The 23,220-nt window shown below is 39.5% G+C and carries 16 protein-coding genes and 1 pseudogene; 8 read left to right on the plus strand and 9 right to left on the minus strand.

Annotated features, from left to right (window positions below):
- Window positions 1–4: 4 nt before the first annotated feature.
- On the minus strand, window positions 5–2,449 hold the full coding sequence (dmsA, locus tag ACWPW6_RS16400; protein ID WP_163863119.1) for a dimethylsulfoxide reductase subunit A: 2,445 nt from the start codon (window positions 2,447–2,449) through the stop codon (window positions 5–7).
- Window positions 2,450–3,482: 1,033 nt separating this feature from the next.
- Here dmsA and ACWPW6_RS16405 point away from each other — a divergent pair.
- The 4 genes from ACWPW6_RS16405 to ACWPW6_RS16420 all read left to right on the plus strand — a co-directional run bounded on the left by ACWPW6_RS16405 (window position 3,483) and on the right by ACWPW6_RS16420 (window position 9,002).
- Window positions 3,483–4,799 (plus strand): MFS transporter, encoded by a 1,317-nt coding sequence (locus ACWPW6_RS16405; protein ID WP_154622413.1) that lies wholly within the window; start codon window positions 3,483–3,485, stop codon window positions 4,797–4,799.
- A gap of 633 nt (window positions 4,800–5,432) precedes the next feature.
- On the plus strand, window positions 5,433–5,789 hold the full coding sequence (locus tag ACWPW6_RS16410) for a helix-turn-helix domain-containing protein (protein ID WP_163863122.1): 357 nt from the start codon (window positions 5,433–5,435) through the stop codon (window positions 5,787–5,789).
- A gap of 1,116 nt (window positions 5,790–6,905) precedes the next feature.
- Window positions 6,906–8,327, plus strand: a complete 1,422-nt coding sequence (locus ACWPW6_RS16415; protein WP_154621985.1) for an NAD(P)/FAD-dependent oxidoreductase — start codon at window positions 6,906–6,908, stop codon at window positions 8,325–8,327.
- Window positions 8,328–8,510: 183 nt separating this feature from the next.
- Window positions 8,511–9,002 (plus strand): RidA family protein, encoded by a 492-nt coding sequence (locus ACWPW6_RS16420; RefSeq protein ID WP_154621986.1) that lies wholly within the window; start codon window positions 8,511–8,513, stop codon window positions 9,000–9,002.
- A 118-nt stretch (window positions 9,003–9,120) separates the two neighbouring features.
- Here the strand turns inward: ACWPW6_RS16420 and ACWPW6_RS16425 are convergent, their stop codons facing one another.
- Genes ACWPW6_RS16425 through ACWPW6_RS16440 form a run of 4 tightly spaced genes read right to left on the minus strand, consistent with a single transcriptional unit; the run spans window position 9,121 to window position 12,782 of the window.
- Complete coding sequence (locus ACWPW6_RS16425) at window positions 9,121–9,876, minus strand: iron ABC transporter ATP-binding protein (RefSeq protein WP_154621987.1); 756 nt, start codon at window positions 9,874–9,876, stop codon at window positions 9,121–9,123.
- 1 nt (window position 9,877) lies between these two features.
- Complete coding sequence (locus ACWPW6_RS16430; RefSeq protein ID WP_154621988.1) at window positions 9,878–10,861, minus strand: iron chelate uptake ABC transporter family permease subunit; 984 nt, start codon at window positions 10,859–10,861, stop codon at window positions 9,878–9,880.
- Window positions 10,848–11,810: an ABC transporter permease gene (locus ACWPW6_RS16435; RefSeq protein ID WP_154621989.1), complete on the minus strand. Its 963-nt coding sequence runs from the start codon at window positions 11,808–11,810 to the stop codon at window positions 10,848–10,850. The genes ACWPW6_RS16430 and ACWPW6_RS16435 overlap by 14 nt, the downstream gene beginning before the upstream one ends.
- A gap of 3 nt (window positions 11,811–11,813) precedes the next feature.
- The gene (locus ACWPW6_RS16440; RefSeq protein ID WP_154621990.1) at window positions 11,814–12,782 is read right to left on the minus strand and encodes a siderophore ABC transporter substrate-binding protein; all 969 of its coding nucleotides are present in this window, start codon (window positions 12,780–12,782) and stop codon (window positions 11,814–11,816) included.
- A gap of 828 nt (window positions 12,783–13,610) precedes the next feature.
- On the opposite strand from ACWPW6_RS16440, the gene ACWPW6_RS16445 reads away from it, so the two are divergent.
- Window positions 13,611–14,069: a hypothetical protein gene (locus ACWPW6_RS16445; protein WP_196713671.1), complete on the plus strand. Its 459-nt coding sequence runs from the start codon at window positions 13,611–13,613 to the stop codon at window positions 14,067–14,069.
- Window positions 14,070–14,092: 23 nt separating this feature from the next.
- Complete coding sequence (locus ACWPW6_RS16450; protein WP_247047704.1) at window positions 14,093–14,437, plus strand: thioredoxin family protein; 345 nt, start codon at window positions 14,093–14,095, stop codon at window positions 14,435–14,437.
- 1 nt (window position 14,438) lies between these two features.
- Here the strand turns inward: ACWPW6_RS16450 and ACWPW6_RS16455 are convergent, their stop codons facing one another.
- Together ACWPW6_RS16455 and ACWPW6_RS16460 are read right to left on the minus strand one after the other, a co-directional pair.
- On the minus strand, window positions 14,439–15,866 hold the full coding sequence (locus ACWPW6_RS16455) for an SPOR domain-containing protein (RefSeq protein WP_196713672.1): 1,428 nt from the start codon (window positions 15,864–15,866) through the stop codon (window positions 14,439–14,441).
- A gap of 1,130 nt (window positions 15,867–16,996) precedes the next feature.
- A complete protein-coding gene (locus tag ACWPW6_RS16460; protein ID WP_154622007.1) occupies window positions 16,997–18,196 on the minus strand; it encodes a nicotinamide mononucleotide deamidase-related protein YfaY in 1,200 nt (399 codons plus the stop codon).
- Window positions 18,197–18,477: 281 nt separating this feature from the next.
- Here ACWPW6_RS16460 and ACWPW6_RS16465 point away from each other — a divergent pair, with 281 nt between their 5' ends.
- Together ACWPW6_RS16465 and yegD are read left to right on the plus strand one after the other, a co-directional pair.
- A complete protein-coding gene (locus tag ACWPW6_RS16465) occupies window positions 18,478–19,131 on the plus strand; it encodes a CPBP family intramembrane glutamic endopeptidase (protein WP_154622006.1) in 654 nt (217 codons plus the stop codon).
- 74 nt (window positions 19,132–19,205) lie between these two features.
- Window positions 19,206–20,558 (plus strand): molecular chaperone, encoded by a 1,353-nt coding sequence (gene yegD / locus ACWPW6_RS16470; RefSeq protein WP_196713673.1) that lies wholly within the window; start codon window positions 19,206–19,208, stop codon window positions 20,556–20,558.
- Between the two features lie 245 nt (window positions 20,559–20,803).
- Here the strand turns inward: yegD and tnpA are convergent.
- Both tnpA and ACWPW6_RS16480 read right to left on the minus strand, forming a co-directional pair.
- A pseudogene (tnpA, locus tag ACWPW6_RS16475) lies at window positions 20,804–21,167 on the minus strand (IS200/IS605 family transposase).
- A 346-nt stretch (window positions 21,168–21,513) separates the two neighbouring features.
- Entirely contained in the window at window positions 21,514–23,217 is a 1,704-nt protein-coding gene (locus ACWPW6_RS16480; protein ID WP_154622004.1) for a lysophospholipid acyltransferase family protein, read from the minus strand.
- Between the last annotated feature and the right edge of the window lie 3 nt (window positions 23,218–23,220).

A 23,220-nucleotide genomic window follows, 5' to 3' on the forward strand; every position in this document is an offset into this window, starting at 1 on the left:
ACCCCTAAGCTTTCACAACTTCAACAAGATTAGAATGTGATGGATTACCTTTGGCTAATGGCGACGGCCGTTGGGTAGTTAGCACATTAATACTTCCGGCATGATCCACTCGGTTACCATCTGGGTCATACCAAGCGCCTTCACCGAGACCCACAACGCCCGGCACGATACGAGGTGTCACTTTCACCTTCACGCGCACTTCGCCGCGATCATTAAATACTCTCACTAAATCGCCATGTTTTAGGTTTCGTTTCACTGCATCTTGTGGATTAATCCATAGCTCTTGTGGGCATGCGGCTTTCAGTACATCAACGTTGCCATATGTCGAGTGAGTACGTGATTTATAATGGAAGCCAGTCAACTGTAGTGGGTATTTTTCCATTAATGGATCCCCATACTGTTCAAAACCCGCGGAATAGATTGGCAATGGATGAATCACATCCCCCTCCTCGAGCTCCCAAAGATTTTGCAGCTCAGCTAATTGAGAAGAATAAATCTCAATTTTTCCCGATGGTGTCGTGAGTGGATTAGCGATCGGATCTTCGCGGAAATGACGATAAGCAACATGATGGCCCTTAGGATCGCGTTTTTTGAAAATACCTTGTGCACGGAACGCTTCAAAAGTTGGTAATTCAGGTAATGCCTCGCGAGATTGCTCATAGAGATGACGTAACCACTCTTCTTGAGTCCGGTTTTCAGTAAATTGCGCTTCAACGCCCATACGCTTAGCAATTTCACTCGTCATCTCATAAATATTGCGGCTTTCAAAACGCGGTTTAATTGCCTGATCGGCAAAAATGACATATGACATATTGCCCGCTGAAGCATCCATACAAAAATCCATCTGTTCAGAAGCGGTGCAATCCGGTAACAAAATATCGGCATATTTCGCTGATGCTGTCATGTGGTTATCAATCACCACGATCATTTCACATTTCGAATCATCTTGCAGAATGTCATGGGTACGGTTAATTTCTGAATGCTGATTCACTAAACAGTTTCCTGCATAGTTCCAAACCATTTTAATCGGCACATCAAGTTTATCTTTACCGCGAACACCATCACGTGTTGCCGTCATTTCAGGCCCACGTAAAATGGCATCTGTCCACATAAACATCGAAATACTGGTTTTTACTGGGTTGGTTAAAGTTGGCATCCGCACGAATGGAATACTGTACGATCCTTCTCGCGCTCCAGTATTGCCACCATGAATACCGATATTCCCTGTAAGAATCGCTAACATTGCGATAGCACGGGAGGCGAGCTCACCGTTAGAGCGTCGTTGTGGTCCCCACCCCTGAACAATATAAGCCGGTTTCGCCATACCAATTTCACGTGCAAGTTTTACGATTCGTGCAGCAGGAATACCTGTAATAGGTGCGGCCCATTCAGGTGTTTTCGCTTGGCCATCTGGTCCTTCCCCTAAAATATAGGCTTTGTAGTGCGCATTTTTGGGGGCTCCCGCTGGTAAAGTCGACTCATCATAACCAACACAATATTTATCAAGAAATGGCTGATCGACTAAATCTTCTTTGATCATCACATAAGCGATCGCACTGACTAACGCAGCATCGGTTCCTGGGCGAATAGGGATCCATTCATCTTCACGTCCTGCACCTGTATCGGTATAACGAGGATCAATGATAATCATTTTGGCGTTCGATTTTTCACGAGCCTGTTCAACATAGTACGTGACCCCGCCGCCACTCATACGTGTTTCACCTGGGTTATTACCGAACATGACGACAAGTTTTGAATTTTCGATATCAGAAGGGCTATTACCGTCAGCCCAACCGCCGTAAGTGTAATTTAAACCGGCAGCAATTTGTGCGGTACTATAGTCGCCATAATGATTTAGATATCCCCCGCAGCAATTCATCAAACGTGCAATCAATGTAGCCCCTGGTGGCCATGATTTTGTCATGGTACCGCCTAAAGTCCCAGTGCCATAATTGAGGTAGATAGACTCATTACCATAGTCTTTAATTAAGCGCTTCATATTGTCAGCAATGACATCAAAAGCTTCATCCCAACTAATGCGTTTGAATTTGCCTTCACCACGTTTACCGACCCGCATCATTGGGTAACGTAAACGGTCTGGGTTATAGACTCGACGGCGCATAGAACGGCCACGTAAACAGGCTCGCACTTGATGCAATTCTTCATAGACATCATTGCCGGTATTGTCAGTCTCAACGTATTTTATTTCACCATCAACGACATGCATACGTAATGGGCAACGACTCCCACAGTTGACTGTACATGCACTCCAAACCACTTTTTCTTCACCAGTGGGGGTAACTGTTTTTTGCTCTGCAACAGCAGCCGAACTGAAAGGAAGAGAAAATCCTCCAGCCGCTGTCGCTAACCCAGTGATTGTTCCGGCTTTAATAAATCCACGACGGGTAAGAGGAGCAAAAACAGATGCTTTCTCTTTTATATTTGCCATACATAACTCGCTCAATTAGTTTGCTTAAAGTGTTAGAAATCAAACTTCCATCGACACTGAATAAAATTTATTTAAGATGAGTACGATTAGTCATAAATGTGACTAGTCATATAAAGTCGAAATAATAAGATTTTTAGTCGAGGTCATAATATCAACACACAAAACTAAGAGATTGTTTCACATCAATAAAAGAGTAATAACCTACGTTACTAATAACACCAACCCTTTGATAAAAACTATAAATCACAGCGCTTCCGTTATATCAAAACATATATATCGATGAATTATTTTAGCCTATTTCCCTCTATTAACGGTATTAAATGTTAGTTAATAACTTTATAAAATACATTTCCAGTCGGTTATATCTAAAATATAATGATTGCATTCAGTTAATATTTAGCTAACAAAATTATCAGAAAAATAATAAAACATTTTTATTATTCTTTATAAGAATTAATTAACATAAATTTATCAACATTAATAAATATAAAATGATAATCATTTTTATTACGTTAATTTAGATAGAGGATTTTATTAACGTTCAATTTAAACTAACCGACAAACACCACTTTTTAAAAAGCATTTATTTTCAAATAGTTAAACATGAATCGCATCATATTAATCGATAGTATTCTTTACTGAATCAACCAATATTCAAAGGCATGTTCATCGTTATTTTCGTGATCACTATCAATAACCTATTATTTTTTTATTTCTCAAGCTCGCTGCATTCATGCAATGAAATGCAAAGGAAAGGTATTTTACTCACGATATTAGTCTGTCAGCGCTTTTATTTGCGAAAATTCTTAATTAACAGGAAAGTTCACCTCAATAGCTAAGTTAAACTAATTAAAAAACATCTATAAAACACTCAGTTACTTGTAAAATTTAGTCTTGTTAGTTATCTAAAAAAGAAACGAAAAACAGGATATTGATCTCAGTATTTAACTTACCATATATTCAAATATTGACTCACTAAGTAAATATCGCTATTAGTTAAAATATTGTTAACCAATGTTACGATGGTGATAAATTGGAAATATCTCAAGTTAATCTCAAAAAAACGGATATCACGCAAGATAACCGAGCCAAGTGTATTCGCGGTATTGTGGGTGCGGCTTCGGGTAATTTAGTGGAATGGTTTGATTTTTATATTTATGCTGTTTTTGCTGCCTATTTCACTAAAGCTCTTACCCCTCAAAATATGGATCCCCTGACACAATCTATCTATGTATGGGGTGTCTTTGCAGCCAGTTTTTTTATGCGTCCCATCGGTAGTTGGCTATTTGGTCGCATCGCGGATCGTCATGGTCGCAAACGTTCTATGGTTGCCTCAATTTACTTGATGGGCTTCAGCTCTTTCTTATTTGCGGCTCTCCCCACTTATGCACAAGTAGGAATGTTTGCGCCATTACTCTTACTGCTAGTTCGCTTGTTACAAGGATTATCTGTTGGTGGTGAATATGGTGCGGTTGCAACTTATATGAGTGAGCTTGGCCTCAAAGGACAACGGGGGTTCTTTGCATCGTTTCAATATGTCACACTCTCTGGGGGTCAGTTATTAGCGAGTTTACTCAGTGTCATTCTGTTAGCGTTCCTCAGTGAACAGCAGTTATCGGATGGGGGTTGGCGTATTCCTTTTGTCATCGGTGGCTTTGCCGCTATTGTTTCGCTGATCGCCCGAAAACGCCTTGATGAAACGCTCAGTAATGAAGCTTCTGAAGCCGAGGAGTCTGGTTCTTTAATCGCACTACTCAAGCAACATTGGAAATCCTTTGTATTAGTCATTGGCTATACCGCAGCAGGATCTCTGTGTTTCTATATTATTACGGTTTATTCAAAAACCTATTTAACCAATATCGGTATTGATAGCAAAATTGTCGGCTATATCATGACCATCTCATTATTTGTGTTTATGTTGTCTCAACCGCTATTTGGCATTATCTCAGATAAAATTGGTCGTAGAGCCGCCATGATTACATTTACGCTATCTATGATTATATTTATCTATCCCGTAATGGTGATAGGCATGCGTTATTTTGCTTACTCTCCTGTCATTATCACTTTATTACTTATCTTCTTAATGATGCTATTAAGCTTCTATACATCGATCAGTGGTTTGGTTAAAGCTGAAATGTTCCCACCACACCTACGAGCATTAGGTGTCGGTGTATCCTATGCGATAGGAAATGCAATTTTTGGCGGCTCAGCTCCCTCAGTCGCATTACAATTTAAAGCCAATGGCGCAGAAAACTCATTCTTTATTTATGTCATGGTTATATTATGTATCTGCTTGTTCTGCTGCTTTAAGCTTCCTAAAGAGCCTGAATATTTGAATGACCGTCATTAATGCTCTCTATTGAACCACTATTTTTAAATAGTAATTGGTCATACAAAGCGGCGCAAAATATCGAGTTGCGCCGCTTTCAATCAATATGGCAGGTTATTTGTCTACAGAGAGAAATTCTCTCGCTTGCAATAGCGCGACTGGCTAAATTTGCTCATCGCATCAACTTTATCTCACTGTTACACAACTTAGACAAAAATGAATCAATCATGGCCTTTGCAGCTCACGTTTAGCCCCAAAATACTCATTATATGAAACTACGGCGTACAGAGTATTTTCTGCTTATGAGAATTTGTAACAAATAGAAACAAAATACTATCAAATAAATAATTCCAAATATGGCGTATTAATAACCACATTCACTATTTTTTATATGATATGAAAAATATAATCAAAATAATAATCATAAAATGACTTACCCATCATAGCTTTAAACTTTCAATTAGCTAAAAAAACAGCTATCAAACAAAACAAATGATCGAAATATTCGATCGAAATAAATCATTATGATAGTCAGAAGCTATCAATTATCCTTATCTATTCGGTACAAACATTTTTACACCAACTATGGACTCGTTATAGTAGCGACCTAGTGATAACCACCATCTAATCTAACATTGGGTAGAAAATAGGATAATGGAAGAGCATAAACTCACCACATTAGCAGGTAGCTTGTTGCGCCAAGCAAGAAAAGAGAAAAAAATAACCGGCAAGGAACTTGCTAAGTTAATGGGAATTAGCCAACAGCAAATTTCACGCTACGAAAATGGCATCACCCCACTCACTCTTGATTTGCTCTATCGATTTTTATCGGTTTTAGATCAAGACTGCCTAATTTTCATGCAAAAAATCTTCAATGAATATCATAAGAATTCTAGGGTGAAAGGTCATGCCTTACTAGCACCACCTTCATTAAGCCAATACCTAAAGCACTTTATTAAAGATAAAAACAGCACTTCGTTCAAGGTTTATACTCACAGTAAGGATAACTAAGAAAATCAAAAGAATTATGCTATTGAACAACGGACGGCAAACATAATTCAAGGTTTCACCCCATATTACACAAAGGAATAATCACTAAACTTATAACAAATCCGCCCTTAATTGTAAGGGTTTTTATCTAAGTAATTTAGTCTAAGTAAAATATTTAATTAATAAACATCAAATAACCCATATTTTTTTGATACACGCTTTTTATATCTGCCAGACTAATAAGCACAATAAATATACGGATAGCGTTTAAGCTAAATAACTTACAGATAGATTTAACGTCATAACACAATTATTGAATCACCCAAAAAATAACCCTATTTACAATGCTCGTATATTTTGTTTCTATCAATATGAGCGAACAACAGAGTGTAGGCGTTAAGATTATTTTTAACACCACAGTGGCGAAAAGGTTGAAACCAAATTTAAAAATCAACCTGCATGACTCACCCAAAGCAGAAAAATATAACTATATGTTTTATTGAGCAAAAAATATCTCCATCCACAGTGGCAACCGATAAAAATTGAACAAATATATTTTTTGCGTTTATTTTTAAATAGTGTAAACCTAATGAGACGCTATTATTTCACCAACTTTCTACCAAACAAAAATATAAAGTTTAAAAATTCAACAATAATCTTCAAAATATATTTAGACATTTAATAAATATTTAATCATTACTGTCTCGTCTTTGTCACTGGCTTTCCTCCACCATCAAGATGGCACCTCACAAATGCAATAATAATGGGGCACCTTTTTTTTCTTGCTATTAACCACACGAAATATAGTTGATTATTATTTAACATGTTTGAGTATTTTTATTTATTACTCACCTCGTGAAACAAATTGACATTTTTCCCGAGCAAATAAAAAAACAACTGTACATTTTAGCTGACATTTCACTTTATTTTTTTGCCGCCTAAAAGGATTGATTTTTATTAAAACAACGCGCAAACCCTTTACAGGCTTGACTATCACAATCAAGATTATTCACATTCCACTTAGTTTTATTAACAAATATACCCCATGGTTAACAATTACTTGAATTATGATAATATGATTATCTTAAATTGTAATAATTTACTATATAAAAACTAAGGTTATTATTGAGGTTACAGATGAAAATCTCGAGAAGAAAACTACTTTTAGGGGTCGGTGCTGCGGGTGTTCTCGCAGGGGGTGCTACGGTTGTTCCAATGATCCGTAGAGAAGGTCGATTTGAGTCGACTAAATCTCGTGTACCTGCTGTTGCGGGCACCGAGGGGGCATTACCGAAATCAGCAGATGCTGTCATTATCGGTGCTGGCCTTCAAGGAATAATGACTGCCATTAATCTTACTGAAAGAGGAATGAACGTCGTTATTTGTGAAAAAGGTGTTGTCGGCGGTGAACAGTCTGGTCGTGCCTACAGTCAAATCATTAGTTACAAAACCTCTCCAGAAATTTTTCCATTACACCATTATGGAAAGATTTTATGGACCGGTATGAATGAAAAAATCGGTGCAGATACAAGTTACCGAATTCAAGGCCGTGTTGAAGTTCCTTCAAGCGAAAAAGATCTTGAACTGACCAGAGAATGGATTAAAAAGAATTCAGAGAACCCAGGTTTTGATACCCCATTGAGAACTCGCATGATCGAGGGTGAAGAACTGGCAAAACGTCTTCCTAATGCTCAGACACCATGGAAAATTGGTGGATTTGAAGAAGATGCTGGTAGCCTCGATCCTGAAGTTGTGACGCCAACGATGGCGAACTACGCAAAATCACTCGGGATTCGTATCTATACCAATTGTGCCGTAAGAGGCTTGGAAACCGCAGGCGGTAAAATTTCAGATGTGGTGACTGAGAAAGGCTCCATCAAAACCTCTAACGTGGTTCTAACGGGCGGTATTTGGTCTCGTCTGTTTATGGGTAACCTTGGCGTTGACGTTCCTACACTCAATGTTTATCTCTCACAACAACGTATCACGGGTGTACCGGGCGCACCAAAAGGTAACGTACACTTACCAAATGGTATCCACTTCCGTGAGCAGGCAGATGGAACTTATGCGGTTGCTCCACGTATCTTTACGAGCTCTATCGTGAAAGACAGCTTCCTGTTAGGTCCACGCTTTATGCACTTACTGGGCGGCGGAGAACTACCATTAGAATTCTCTATCGGTAAAGATTTGTTTAACTCTTTCACAATGGCAACGTCATGGCGTTTAGATGAAAAAACACCATTTGAAGAGTTCCGTACAGCTACTAACACACCAAACACAGACCACCTGGATGGCGTACTCGAAAGACTGCGTAATGAATTCCCTGTGTTTAAAGAGTCGAAAGTGGTTGAACGTTGGGGCGGCACAGTTAGCCCAACCGATGATGAAATTCCAATTATTTCTAAAATTGAACAATACCCAGGCCTTGTTATCAACACAGCAACAGGTTGGGGTATGACAGAAAGTCCAGCATCAGGTCAACTGACTGCGGATCTATTGATGGATACTAAACCAGTCATCGATCCACACCCGTACAGACTTTCTCGTTTTACTGAATAAGAGCGATAATTTCTACTGACGTTAATTGTTCTTTAAAATTTATTGTTCAAGCTGTGCATTGCATCAATGAATGTATGGCTTGTCTATATAAGTTGATACTCTAAATAACTCAGTCCGTCGCCAACAACGCGACGGCTTGAAGTATGAGGAGAACTATTACTGTGATAATGTTAAGGAGCTTACATGCGCTATAAAACTTTACTTCTTTCTCTCCCATTGGTTCTGGGTGTAGCGAGTGCAAATGCTGAAGGTGTAAAAACCAATAAGCTGCAAGGAATGCCTATCGCTGAGTCGGTAGAAATCAGTGCAACTAATGACATCATTTTCCTAAGCGGAAAGGTGCCAACTAAAATCTCTAAAGACGCTCCTGAAGGTGTCCTTGAGTCATACGGTAATACTGAAACTCAAACTATCAACGTCATGAAGCAGATCGAAGCTCACCTTGCTGATCTTGGCCTGACTCTGAACGATGTTGTGAAAATGCAAGTTTTCCTTGTTGGTGGTGATGAAACTAAAGGCACTATGGATTTTGCTGGCTTTATGGCTGGATACTCAAAATTCTATAATGACAAATCAGAAAACCTGCCCGCTCGTTCAACTTTCCAAGTCGCTAAACTAGCTAACCCAGCTTGGCGTGTTGAAATCGAAGTGACCGCGGTACGTCCTAAGAAATAAGTGATTTAATGCAGCGGGCGATGGTGATTTATTATCATTCGCTGCATCAATAAAATAACCTCTATACCGAACCGGTGATAGAGGTTATTTTTTATACGATAGAAACTAAGGAATTAAGCTAGTAATACATCGCAATGAGTTTGTCATCCACCGATTTTATTTCTATTGGTGTATCAAAGATATCCTCAATAATGTCCACCTTCATAATATCCTTGGGCGTGCCATGATAAACTAACTCCCCAGATCGCATGGCCAAAATATGATCTGAATAAACCGACGCAAAGTTAATATCATGGATAACTAAAATAATTGTTTTACCTAGTTCATCCGCTGCGCGACGTAATAACTTCATCATGATCACAGAGTGCTTCATATCCAAGTTATTTAACGGCTCATCCAATAACACATATTCTGTGTCTTGACACAAGACCATTGCAACATAAGCGCGTTGTCGCTGACCGCCCGATAACTCATCTAAATAGCGATGACGTAAATTAGAGAGATTTAAGAATGCGAGCGACTCGTCGATTTTCTTTTTATCCTCGACGGTCAAGCGCCCTTTGGTATAAGGATAACGGCCAAAACCAACTAACTCTTCAACCGTAAGGCGACTAGCAAACTGGTTTTCTTGACGTAATACAGATAAGTAAGTTGCTAATTTATCGCTTGGCGTTTTCACAACATCTAATTCATTCACTTTGACATGACCGGAGTCAGCCATTAATAAGCGACCAATAATAGACAACAGTGTCGACTTACCGGCCCCATTCGGCCCAATAATCGACGTAATACCACTATTTTTAATGGTTGTTGTGATGTTATCTAAGACCTTAGTATCCTGATAACTTTTCGATATCTGATTAATTTCAATCATACTAAAACCTTCTTAACACCATATAAATAAAGAATATGCCGCCGATAAATTCGATCACAACAGATAGCGTACCCGCCATATTCAAACCATAATCTAGGATCAATTGCCCACCAATTAACGCAATTACCCCCAACAAGAAAGAGACAGGCAATAGATAACGGTGTTGGCTACTACCACTAATAAAATAAGCTAAGTTCGCCACCATTAATCCTAAAAATGTTAATGGCCCGACCAAGGCGGTCGAAATAGCGACGAGTATGGAGATAAGCAGCAAGATCACCGTCACTTTATGACGATAATTAATACCTAAATTGATGGCATTCGCTTGACCAAGCGCCAAAACATCAAAGCAATAACGCATGCGCCATAATAGAATGCCGACAACAAGCGTAATGATGAGAGTAAAGAGAATTAGCTCAGGTGTCGCACGTGTAAAGGTCGCAAACATACGACTTTGTAGAATAGAAAATTCGTTAGGATCCATCAGTCTCTGCAATAACGTAGCAGTACTGCGAAATAAGGTCCCAAGAATAATACCTACCATCAAAACAAGGTTGATATTGAGTTTAGCTGACACAAATAACCAGCGATAAAGCAATACCGAAAAGAGAACCAATAACGAAGATTCTAATAAGAACTTACCAATATTTAATAGCCATGATGCAGGAAAAATATCGGTATAAAAGACAAAGATGGATTGTAATAAAATAAATAACGCCTCTAGCCCCATAATGGAAGGCGTTAAAATTTTATTATTAGCAATCGTTTGGAAAAGTACCGTCGATACACCGGAAGCAAATGCAACCAGAATCATTGTCAGTACCATATAACCCCGATGCGGCAGTATATAAGCGAGGTTATTGCCTAGGTTAATCGTCATAAATAGCACAATCGCTAAAACCGATAGCCCCAGTAAAATCCATATCCTTTGTCGTGGTGTCATACCCTTTTTGGGCAATGCAATTGATGCATTAACTTTTTGCATAACGTTGCTGCTTCAATAATAAGAAAAGGAAAATCACGGCGCCGATAACACCTAAAATAACACTTGCGGGTATTTCAAATGGATAGCGAATTGATCGACCGATAATGTCGCAAAGCAACACTAAGCCTCCACCGGCAAGGCAGATCCACGGCAGTGTTTTACGAATGTTATCGCCCATAATTAAGCTAACAAGATTAGGAATAATCAGTCCTAAGAAAGGCAACGCGCCCACGACAACGACGACGACCCCACTAATCAACGCGATAATAGAGAGCCCAATCGTCATCACTTTGCGGTAGTTTAAACCAACATTGATAGCAAATTCACGCCCCATTCCAGCCACTGTAAAGCTATCCGCAATCCAACACGCAAGCAATGTGAGCAACCCGACTAGCCATAAAAGCTCATAGCGACCTTGAATAATGCTAGAAAAATCTCCACTCATCCAAGCACTTAATGCCTGCAATAAATCAAAGGTATAAGCTGTAAAAATGGTGAGAGCACTAATCACCGCACCTAACATGATACCGACAAGCGGTACAATCAGAGCAGATTTTAAAATCACTCGGCGCAACAGGATCATAAACAGCATAGTGCCTAACAAAGCAAACCCACTCGCAACCACCATTTTTGTCATGATATCCGCAGTTGGGAACAACACCATGACAAACAGTAAGCCTAAACTCGCTGATTGAGTGGTTCCAGCCAATGAAGGCTCAACAAAACGGTTTTGCGTGAGAAGTTGCATGATAAGCCCAGCAACACTCATTGCGCTGCCTGCTAAGATTAAAGAAACGGTTCGAGGAATTCGACTGATAAAAAAGATGTCCTGCATCTCGGGGTCAGTGAAAAGTGAAACGGGTGACACGTCACCCGCTCCAATAAACAAACTGATCACCGCTAATACCAATAAGGCGATAATTCCAAAAAATAGATAAAGCGTTTTCATTGATTAGTTTGTTTGGCTTTTTTCCAGTGCGTTATTAACATCATCCATTAACTGAGAATAAGTTTGAATACCACCAGCGATATAGACCGCAGTTGGATCAAGATAGGTCACTTGCTGCTTATCCCATGCAGATGTTTTTCTTACTAATGCATTATCTAATACTTGTGCAGCAGGCTGCGCATCAGTACGACCGATTGCACTATCACGATCAATCACAAACAACCAATCTGGGTTCAGTTTGACCAGCAATTCTGCGTTAACAATATTACCGTGTCTGCCTGTGTCTTCACCGAACACATAAGCAGGTTCAAAACCTAACTCATCAAAAATAAAGCCAAAACGTGAACCAGGACCATAAGCAGAAATTTTACCGCCACTCACTAGAATCACCATAGCTTTACCTGCATTTGGTGTTTTCGTTTTGATATCCGCAATTTTTGCTTTGAAATCACCAACTAACTGCTCAGCTTCTTTTTCTTTGCCAAACAGCATACCCAATTCAGTCGTGCGCTCTGTTAAGCTATCGATAAAACGTTTGTTATCAATATCCATTGAGATGGTGGGAGCAACCGCACTCAGTTTATCGTATGCATCACGAGCACGACTACCACCTAAAATGAGGTCTGGTTGAGCGTTACTAATGGTTTCATAAGCAGGTTCGAACAATGTCCCTGCATTGGTATATTCTTGGCCGCTATATTTAGATAAGAATTTGGGTAAATGGACGTTAGTTTGTGGAAGACCCGCGACTGGAGCACCCAGTGCATCCATAATATCTAGGGTTTCCATATTCATCACGAAGACTTTTTCAGGATGGCGGGGAACGTCTGTTTTACCTTGAGCATGCTCAATCGTGATCGTTTGTTTCTCAGCCGCCGCAGAGGTTTCTTTGTTTTCTTTAGATTGATCACAACCCGCCAACACTAAGGCCGACAATAAAACTAGCCCCGAAGTTAATGATTTTACAAACATCCAATTTCCTCCATCTATACTCTAAATAATGAGAGTTATCGCTTTAGGTGTGATGAGCCGATCTGATTTATTAAACACATCGCATGCTCAACACGGTTAGTAACATCACAAAAACAAGCTTTGAACTTATGATGTAACCCGCCGATTTCACCCATATCACAAATAATGGTGCTATCTTACCTTGTACTTAGTACAAATGATATTAGTTTACATTTGCATTCAAAAGAAATGGTAGCGAACGCACAAATTCCTAAAATAGATCTTATTCGCAACATATAAGTACTTTGAGGCTATCCACAGCGGATCAATCGCCATCGAATACAAAAAGGAGGGATATAAACTAATAAAAATCGAAACAACACACTGGGCAATATTGCCTATAGCACAACCGTTTCTACGATAGCGATGCTCACGTCAGGGCTATTGGAGGACAATGCAATCTTGCTACTCACACACTTGAAACTCGCATCCATTCTCTAATAAAAAATCATGCATAGTGATAATTAAAATATAACACTCAAACAATATTACGATGTAATGATATCAATCATAGCTCCCTCTAAATAATACACTCGAGATTGAGAATAAACCCTGTTAAAAGTCGAAAAGCGTTTTATCAATAAACGGTATTTCCCTCTAATAGCGGTATATATTCCGACTCAAAATAGTATTGAAAGGTCGCTAATCAACTTATCTGAAAACGGCGTCAGCATAAATTAGCTGTAGCAAAATAAACTCATCAGTTATATAACAAGTTAATCAAACCGTCTGATAATGTTTATAGTCGTTAAATGCTCCCCTTACACAATAAGAATATTAGGATTCATTATGCTAACTTACCGTAATATAGTGTGTTTTACCCTCTCTTTAGGATTACTTTCTCCCATTGCTCTTGCGAATTCCCATACTGTTACTGTCTTCCAGTGTGTCAATAAAAATCAAAAAAAGGTTAATGTCAGTTTAGTGAATGGGCAGTATATTTATCAGTTTGGTAAACTGAACCAAACACCGGATATCACTATGGAGAGAAAGCCAGAACAATTAGTGGCGCGCTATTTCAATCCAAAAGGTGCTGATACCGATACGGGTACTGCGCAAATCTATGAGATGGATTTTCGTAACGGTCACTACACCTATACCATATCCTCTGCATATTTAGGCACAAAGCATGAAGCAGAAGTCAATGTGTATCAAAAAGATAAATTTCTCACTAGCATTTCTTGCTTACCTAACACTATTGTCGATAATCTTAGCGAACATATTTTCGATTTACCGAGTGATCATTAAATTTTAGGTAAATAGATCTCATTATGGCGATCATCAAACACCTCGATCAATGCAGTTTTAATCGTGCTCTCTTAAATCCAGAACAGCCTGGGCAGATCGCCGTTGTGTATTTTTCCGCCTCTTGGTGCCAGCCTTGTAAAAATATGCGGCCTATCTTTGAGCAATTACCGACACAACTAAATAGCACTGCTATTCATTTTGGCATCGTTGACATTGCTCAGTCTCCTACATTGGCACCTATCTACGGTATTCGATCGGTGCCCTCAATTGCCTTATTTAAAGATTCACGCTTACTGACGGTGGTGGCAGGCGAAGTCTCACTACAGCATGCCACAACAAAAATACAATCCGCACTCACGACGGAATAAATTAATGCAACTCCGATTGGACATGTCTCAAACTACGCACCCATGGCTTATCACGTTGAATGGCTGCGGGTAAAGTCTTCAACGCTCGTTTTGCTGACGATAAATTAGCAAATTCGCCATAAACCAAAACATACCATTGACGCCCATTGCGCACAGTTTCATACACTAAATAATTCGATAATTTATGGCGACGGGCTTGGTCATATAGACCGGAGGGTGAACTCGCACTGCCAAGCTGCAACGTATAATGTAAAGCGCTAGCTGTCCGCAGCTCACCTCCTAAGTTATACACTGGGCTTATCGTTGATGATGGCTTATTCTCGACTTTCGCGGTTTTTACCATAGCAGAAGAGTTATCCTGTTTGGCCGTTTCTTCCTCTGGCTTCATTGTGACATGTAATATCTTATTTTCAGGTAACTTACGAAGTGTCGCAGCCAAATCAATGAGTTTTGTCTCTGGTGTTTGTTCATCATCATGACGTAAGGGTTCCACTATTGGGTCAGACACCACACCCTCCCCTTCAATCACTCCCTGTACTAATCGTTTGCTTTGCCGCGCCGCATTATTCGCTGGCTCTCCTTGCTGCTCAGACAATGAGGGCTCTAGGGTTGTGGTTTGCGCTGATTTTTTTGGGAGATTGCGTGCAACCTCAACAGGCTGAAGCGGCTCTACAGGTAAATGGTTAGCTATTTGGGTCTCTTCTTTTTGTTGATGACTAAAAATATGATGTGCAAGTAACTTCCCGTGTTCTGATAACTGATTCAATACATCATGATATAGGTATCCACTCGCACGAATCACCTCAATGAAACTAGGCAGGGTAGAAAATTTTTGCTGAAATTGCTCATACCTTAGTGGTGCTAAAGTGGGATTAAATTTCGGTACTGAGATGATGGCATTTTGCACTAACGCAAGATCAATTTTTGGCTGACGAATTGGCTCTATTTTAAAAGGGTTGCTCCCAATACCTTTATTTGTCATTTCCGGTAATTGTTGGCAAAGCTTCAGATCAGGCGCTGCAATGAGCGCGCGAGATGCGGGTGATAACATTGCGGTTTCTGCTCGAATTTCAGCAAGAAAATTTTTGGCAAGGTCATGCACTTCTCCTTTCGCGTGTGACGCTTTTTCTAACCACCATTGGGCGCAGGCCGTATTTTGTATTCCACCATCGCCAAAATAAAATAAAATGCCTAAATGGAGTTGCCCTAGCGGGTATCCCTGTACCGCCGATTGATGAATATAATAACGACCTTTAACGAGATCAACAGGAACGCCATCCCCATTAATTAATTGCACACCTTTATCATGAGTCATTTCGACCGATGAACTCTGTGTCTGTGCAATGGAGTTACTCAGAAAACTACTGCCTAAAACGATAGATAAAATAGCAAATTTAACGATACTGCGATGATGCTGTGAAATAAACATGAAATAATTCCAAATAAGTAATGTAGAAATAAACGACATGCACATCGGTAATCAATTTAAACGTTATTTGTAAGGTCAGTTGTCACATTCAACGATGCATTATTCTCATACTTGTCTTATAAATAAGAAAAAGTGAAGACCAAACAACGATAATTTTTACCTAGCCCATAGCTACGTCATTCACTGGTTTCATTGTTAACACACCAAAATACAATTGCTAAACCATAGCAGTGAACGGATTCGTTCAATCTGTTTCTATTAATTTATATTTATAGCTCTGCCATAAGTTTGATAACATTTTGCGGACAACTGTATATTTACACAATGTCATATTAGAGGTTATCGTTCCTTCTATCTTCTCACGATGAGAGTCTGTTAAATACATTCTGAATCGCTCTCCATTTGATGGCTCCCTGTGATATGACATAATAGACACCCGTTGCCCTATTATATCGATAGAATCTCTACATCCGTATTTGTGCGTTCACCTAAATAGCCACATCATCTGATTACAGAGATGTTTTTTTGTTTATAATCGCGATTAGCTTGCAGTAAACCATACTGCATTACCTAATGATAATACAATGAATTATTATAAAATCATCTATTTTTAATAAGATATTCTTCGTTTAGCCTTCTGTTTTTTCTAATATTCGTTCAATATTTTCATATCATGCTTAACTCGCCAAATAAGCACAATAAAAAAACAAAATAATTATCTTAATTAACAGTCAGTTGCTTTAAAAAATCACAATTGATATCTTTTGAAATAATAAATGTGATTTATTAAAACAATATAAATATATTTTACTTATATTGGCCCTCATTTAAAAAACAATTCACGCCCATTAAAGTCATTACGCTGATAAAGTGGCTAACATTTTATGTTGCATAATCGATTCTCCTCCTTCATTGAGAATAAAAAAATAAAATCTCATCACCTCATTTACGTCATTAAATAAGTTAAAATTAAAACTCACCATATTAAGTAAAACTACCAACAGCAACGATGTTATATAATATAAAAATTTAAAAATTCAATAATAGATAGATATTATTCGTTTGATATTATGAAGGGACGTTTTATAAACGCTGTGTTGTTTCATACCAAACACAGCGCATAGCCTAGATTACTTTATTAATGTTTCTGATTGTTCTAGCCACTCATATTGACCAAAAACTTCACGTTCATTGAGCCAACGATGCAACATATCTAACACTAACATGACGCTAACTTCCTGCTTTACCTTAGTACTATGATTGCTTGGCATATAACGCACACGCTGGGCATAGCTTTTTTCAGGTGTGTATAATGCTAATGATAAACATCCATCATGGAATCCACCCACCGCTAAACCGATATGCGTATTTTCTTGTTTAGCCATTTCACGAGCATGACTTATCAGCGTTAATAAGGATTGATCTTCTTGTTGACCAATCACTTTCCCGCCATTGAGTGGCACCGATGCAGTATTTAACGTCCATGTCAGCAACCCAGCGCTAAACTCTTCACATATAGCAACGCTAACTCGTTTCGCATTTAGCTCTCGACAGATCACACTTGGTAAACCTTCGGTGCCCTCAAAAACCAAATTTTCGCCAACACCATCTTTAATCACTTGCCACTGAGTTAACATCTGCTCTTTTAATGTTGCAGGCCCCGTCAGCTTCAATTCAATAATCGGCATAGACGAGCGATAACCAAGCACACACCCGTCAGGTAAAGGTAGCTGATCAAACTGTTTTGCTAAACTACTTTCACTACGGCCAAAACTGGTTAATCGCAAACAGAGCGGCGCTTCATGAAATGGATATCGCTGACGTAGCCGTGGCAAAATTTGCTCATGCACCATCACTTTAAATTCAGAAGGCACCCCCGGCGTAAAAAACAACCAGCATCCATTAAGTTCCATCGCGAAACCACATGCTGTACCAACAGGGTTATCCACGAGTTCCGCCCCTTCTGGTAATAGCGCTTGTTTACGATTTGTTTTTGGCATCACTCGCTCTCGGGATGCAAAATAGCGCTCCATCACGGCAATCCATTCCGCATGTTCAACTAAAGGCACTTCTGCCGCCATTGCTGCCGCCAGAGAACTTAAATCATCTTTGGTCGGACCTAATCCACCATTAACAATCAAAATATCTGCATGTTCACTTCGTTCGCGTAAAGTTCGTACTAAATCATTTAGATCATCACCGACCGTTGCTCGCCCATTCAATGGGAAGCCTGCTTGGAACAAACAATCTGCTAGCCAAGCCGCATTAGTATCCACAATTTGGCCATGTAATACCTCATCCCCAGTACTTAACATCTCAACAATTAGCATCCATGACCCCCTGTTTGTGAATGTATAACAATTTTTACTAAGCTACCCCATAATTGCGCTCACTCAAATAAGTATTTAATGCATATCCCTTTGATTTATTTTGTCAGTCGTTTTCTTTTGACAGAATGGTGGAAAGGCGTATTTTCGATGATTTAAGCAACCTATATCGCAAAATATTTCATAAATTTTTATTTATAACGTGAATTTATCTTAAATTTACGTATATTACCAAACCGAAATCCAACGGAATAATCACGTTATACGAAAAAGGATATTTATCTATGAATCCGCCAAAGAGTCGCATCGCTCATTCACTCATTTGTCTCAGCGCATTTGTTGCTTGGTATTTATCACCCTTTTTCGTTCTATTGATGCCAGATGCGAATAACTTGTTAACTTCCGCATATGCATTTCCATTTATTTCAATACTGTTGATGTTGCCTTGCGCTTTAATTTGTTGGTCTTATTACCAAAAGAGATTCAACCTTATGCCTATTGGTAAAATTGACTGGCAAGCACTCATACTCCCCATCTTTGCGTTAATCGGACTGATGTTTCTGAATGCACTATTCGGTGTTGAAGAGGAGTGGGTAAAAAGCGTCAGCCATATTAGTGGGTTGGTGTTTTTCCTTTATGTAATCGCCTTAATTATTGCGGCACCTATTGGTGAAGAAATTATATTTAGGGGCTTTTTACTCAATGCTGGCATGTGGTATGGCGCGAGAGGAAAATGGCTCGCTATCCTCGCTTCCTCATTTTTATTTTCCTCTGTGCACTCGCAATATACCTCGTTCAGTACCTTTATTATTCTCATGATAATGGGGGCTATTTTTTGTCACGTTAGAATTCACACTCGCACACTCATTGCACCAATATTACTCCATGCGTTAAATAACACAGCGGCGGTATTATTCATGTCAACCATGTCATTTTAATAGTGGTAATTATGCACTGCTTCCGGTAAAGTTTGCCGCCTTTTCAATATGCAACGAAGGTCATTGGAGGCAACATGTTTATTGGCTTTGACTATGGAACATCAAACTGCGCTGTCGCAATCATGGATAAAGGAACCCCCACTCTTTTACCTTTAGAAGGCGATAACGCTTATATTCCTTCAACCCTTTGTGCACCTACTCGAGAATCTGTTTCTGAACATCTATTTCGACATCTAAATATCACGCCATCGGATGCAATAGGTGAGCAAATTCTCAGACGTTCATTAGCTTATAACCGTGAAGAAGGTATTGAATTAGCGCCTGAAGATATTGTATTTGGTCAAGCAGCATTGGATTTATACCTTAAAGATCCCCGCGATGTTTATTATGTCAAATCCCCCAAATCCTTTCTCGGTGCCTCCGGCCTACACGAAGTTCAGATCAGTTTCTTTGAAGACTTAGTGTGTGCGATGATGGCCAATATTAAATATAAAGCGGAACAACACCTTCAGCAGAGGATCTCTGATACTGTTATTGGCCGCCCCATCAACTTTCATGGCCGAGGTGGCGAACTAGCCAACCAACAAGCAGAAGCTATTTTGGTAAAAGCGGCAAAACGAGCAGGCTTTAAAAATATCGCCTTCCAATTTGAGCCTGTTGCCGCAGGTCTAGAATATGAATCGACTTTACACCAAGATCAGACCGTATTAGTTGTCGATATTGGCGGTGGTACCACAGATTGCTCACTGATCAGAATGGGGCCAACTTATCGTCATAAAACAGATCGTACCGAGAGTTTATTAGCGCACAGCGGCCAGCGGGTTGGCGGTAATGACCTTGATATCTATTTGGCGTTAAAGCAATTAATGGATCAGTTTGGTATGAGCAGCCAAACAGTGTCAGGGATTAAAATGCCAATTTCTCAATTTTGGAACCCTATCGCGATCAATAACGTAGAAGCTCAAAAAGATTTTTATGCGAAACAAAATTTCGCCGCTCTCAATCGTTTAAGACAAGATGCACAAGAACCAGAAAAGTTAATTCGCCTCATCGAAGTTTATCATGACACTTTAGGCTATAGCCTCGTTCGCCGTGCTGAAGAAGCTAAAATTGCCTTATCTAACGATGAAAATTATTTGGCTCGCATTCCATTAACCAATGAAACGCTAGAAATTAATATTCATCGTGACCAAATGGTCGAATCTATCGAATCACCAAAAAGTAAAATGATTGAATTGGTTAAAGAGGCGGTCAACCAAGGTGGAGTTCAGCCTGATGTTATCTTTATGACTGGAGGTTCAGCACAATCACCATTTTTAAGCCAAGCTATCCAGCAACAGCTCCCCAATATTCCGATTGTTCGCGGGAATGATTTTGGTTCCGTTACCGCAGGTCTTACTCGCTGGGCTGAAATCTGTTTTAAATAAACAGGTGACAATAGCATTTAGCCTGCTACCGACAGAATAATCCAGTTTGGTCACAGGGAAGCATGATTAAATAAATCCCTTGGTTTTCTGATCAAAAAGTAGAAAAAACCGATTCCAGAGGTTACCAATAGTAAAATACCACCTCTAAAAAGGTGGCGTTACATTGATTCCCGATAAGGTAGCTGTATTCCTGATTAATCCTCTAGCAATGCCATTTGTTGCTCAAGTTATTGAGCAACTTTATCCTAATACCTTACATAACGCCTGATAATAACGCCATCACCCTCCAGCGTATCAACAAAATATCCACTAGCCCAAAATGGTGACTTCAGCGTTTTTTACGTATAGGGAGCAATCGATTATCACGTCTTATTGCACTACATCCTTTCAGGACTCCCATTTGGGTTGAAATTAATAACTGAAGAGGGATCATGGCAACAAAATGGACATGCTCTGGCTGAACATTTAGCTCTAGCACTTCACTGCCCTTCATATTGCAGAGAATATAAATTGTTCTATCAGGCTCTTTCCCGACGTTACTTTCAATATCTTATAACGATATTTAGGCGTTCGAACTCGATGATATGTGCAACGCCAATACCATATGATGACCGCGGTATAAACCCCTGTGATTTCCTCTTTACTTGTGGTGAATAAGAGGATGTTTTTAGCATGGATTACCTTTCGGCTATCGTCTCACAAATTCAACCCTCCTAAAAAGGGGGCTTAAGACTGACCATTAAAATGCGTGTGCTAACACGGTATTCAGACTGCTGCCAAACCTATTATGTTTGGCTGCAAGTCGAATAGGTTTTGAAAATAAACGAAGAAAATCAATTTATAGATTTTCAGCTGATAACACACAGTGGGAAAACCACGCTTTTATCCCGCGTTGTCAACAACCTCAATGCCGTGTGCTAGCACGGCATTGTTTCTCAAAGCACGATTTCATTTGCTATACCTGATGTACTGCGACATAGCGTTGGTAGCGCGTAGGTTTGAGTTTCGTCAAATCCACTAACACCAACCCATCAATACAATTGTTAAAGGCGGGGTCAGTGCCAAAATCAATAAACTGTACCCCACCTGGCTCACAGAGTTCAGTGTATTGCTTGTATAAAGTCGGTATAGAACAACCAATATTATTCAAAAGGCTCTTCAGTTTAATTAAATCTTCTTGATAATTATCCCCTGAAAATTGCGCTAATACCTGTGGCAGTGATGCAGGGTATGGTCGACGAGACTGTGCTATTACATGTTCGGGCGAAAAATAAAGCCGATAAAAAGCAATTAATAAGTCTCTCGCCGCAATAGGCATCGCACCAGATATTGATACGGGACCAAATAAATAACGATATTGAGGATATTTAGCAAGATAAGCCCCGATTCCCAACCAAAGGTAATCAAGTCCCCGCTTTCCCCAATATGCCGGTTGAATAAAGCTACGGCCTAATTCTATGCCTTGCGCAAGGATGGGAAGCATTTCTTTATCATAATGAAATAACGTATGGCTATAGATGCTTTCAATTCCTTTTTTTGCCAATTGTTCAGCAGTAGGAATAAAACGATAAGCGCCAACAATTTCTAATTCATTTTCATCCCATAACACCAAATGATAATAATCATCGTCATAAGTATCTAAGTCTCGCCGCCTTCCCGAACCTTCACCGACTGCCCGAAAAGCAATTTCTCGTAATCGACCCAGTTCACGTAAAATTGGGGTTCTCTCTTCATCTTTTCGACGATAAAGAAAAATAGCCTTGCCGTCTGGAGCTGTACCTAATCGTTCGCATGCGCTTAATGCCTTTTTTAATTCAAGGCGATCTTCAGGTAAAGCAATCGCGGACTCACTAATAAATAACCCTTCTTTTCCTTGCCCTAGAAGATAAGTATGGCGACGAAAACGCTCAGCAAGATCATGCGCTCGCGTATGCCCATCATGCCAATGAGTAAAGGGAATACGACCACCAATACGAATTTTTATTCGTCCGCCCCGTTGCTTAAACATTTCACGCACTAATAATAGGGTAGATAAAGGACGATAAATAAATGAGGTCAAATAAAATAGATGGCTATTTCGCCCACTAACATGAATAGGCACGATTGGGGCTCGCGCTTTAGCAGCTAAGCGCAAAAAGCCAGTATGCCAATGACCATCACGAATGCCTTTAGCACTCAATCGAGAAACTTCACCCGCAGGAAATAAGATCAAAGCCCCCTGTTTATCTAGATGCTGCTGCATCGCTTCAATTTGTTTTCTGCTCGTACGGTTCCCCATATTATCGACAGGAACAAATAAACTACTTAGTGGCTCAATATAATTTAAAAGTTGGTTTGCAACGATTTTAACATCTGGTCGAATGGTTGCTACGGTTCGCAAGATGGCTAAACCATCTAACGAACCTATCGGATGATTTGCCACTAACACAACAGGGCCTTGAGAAGGGATATTTTCTAGGTCGCCATCAACTAATTCACAACTAATATTAAAATGCTCAACTATTTGCTCAACGAGATCTATTCCTTTTAAATGTGGATAGTCTTCTGCAAACTGTTTAAATTCTTTTTCCAGTAAAAGTATTTTCAGTAAATTACGTTGCCAAGCGGGAGGGGATCGCTCAGGAAATATATCTTGCAACAAAGCATCCAAACTAAACATAAT

This window comes from Providencia sp. Marseille-Q8014, from assembly GCF_965112055.1.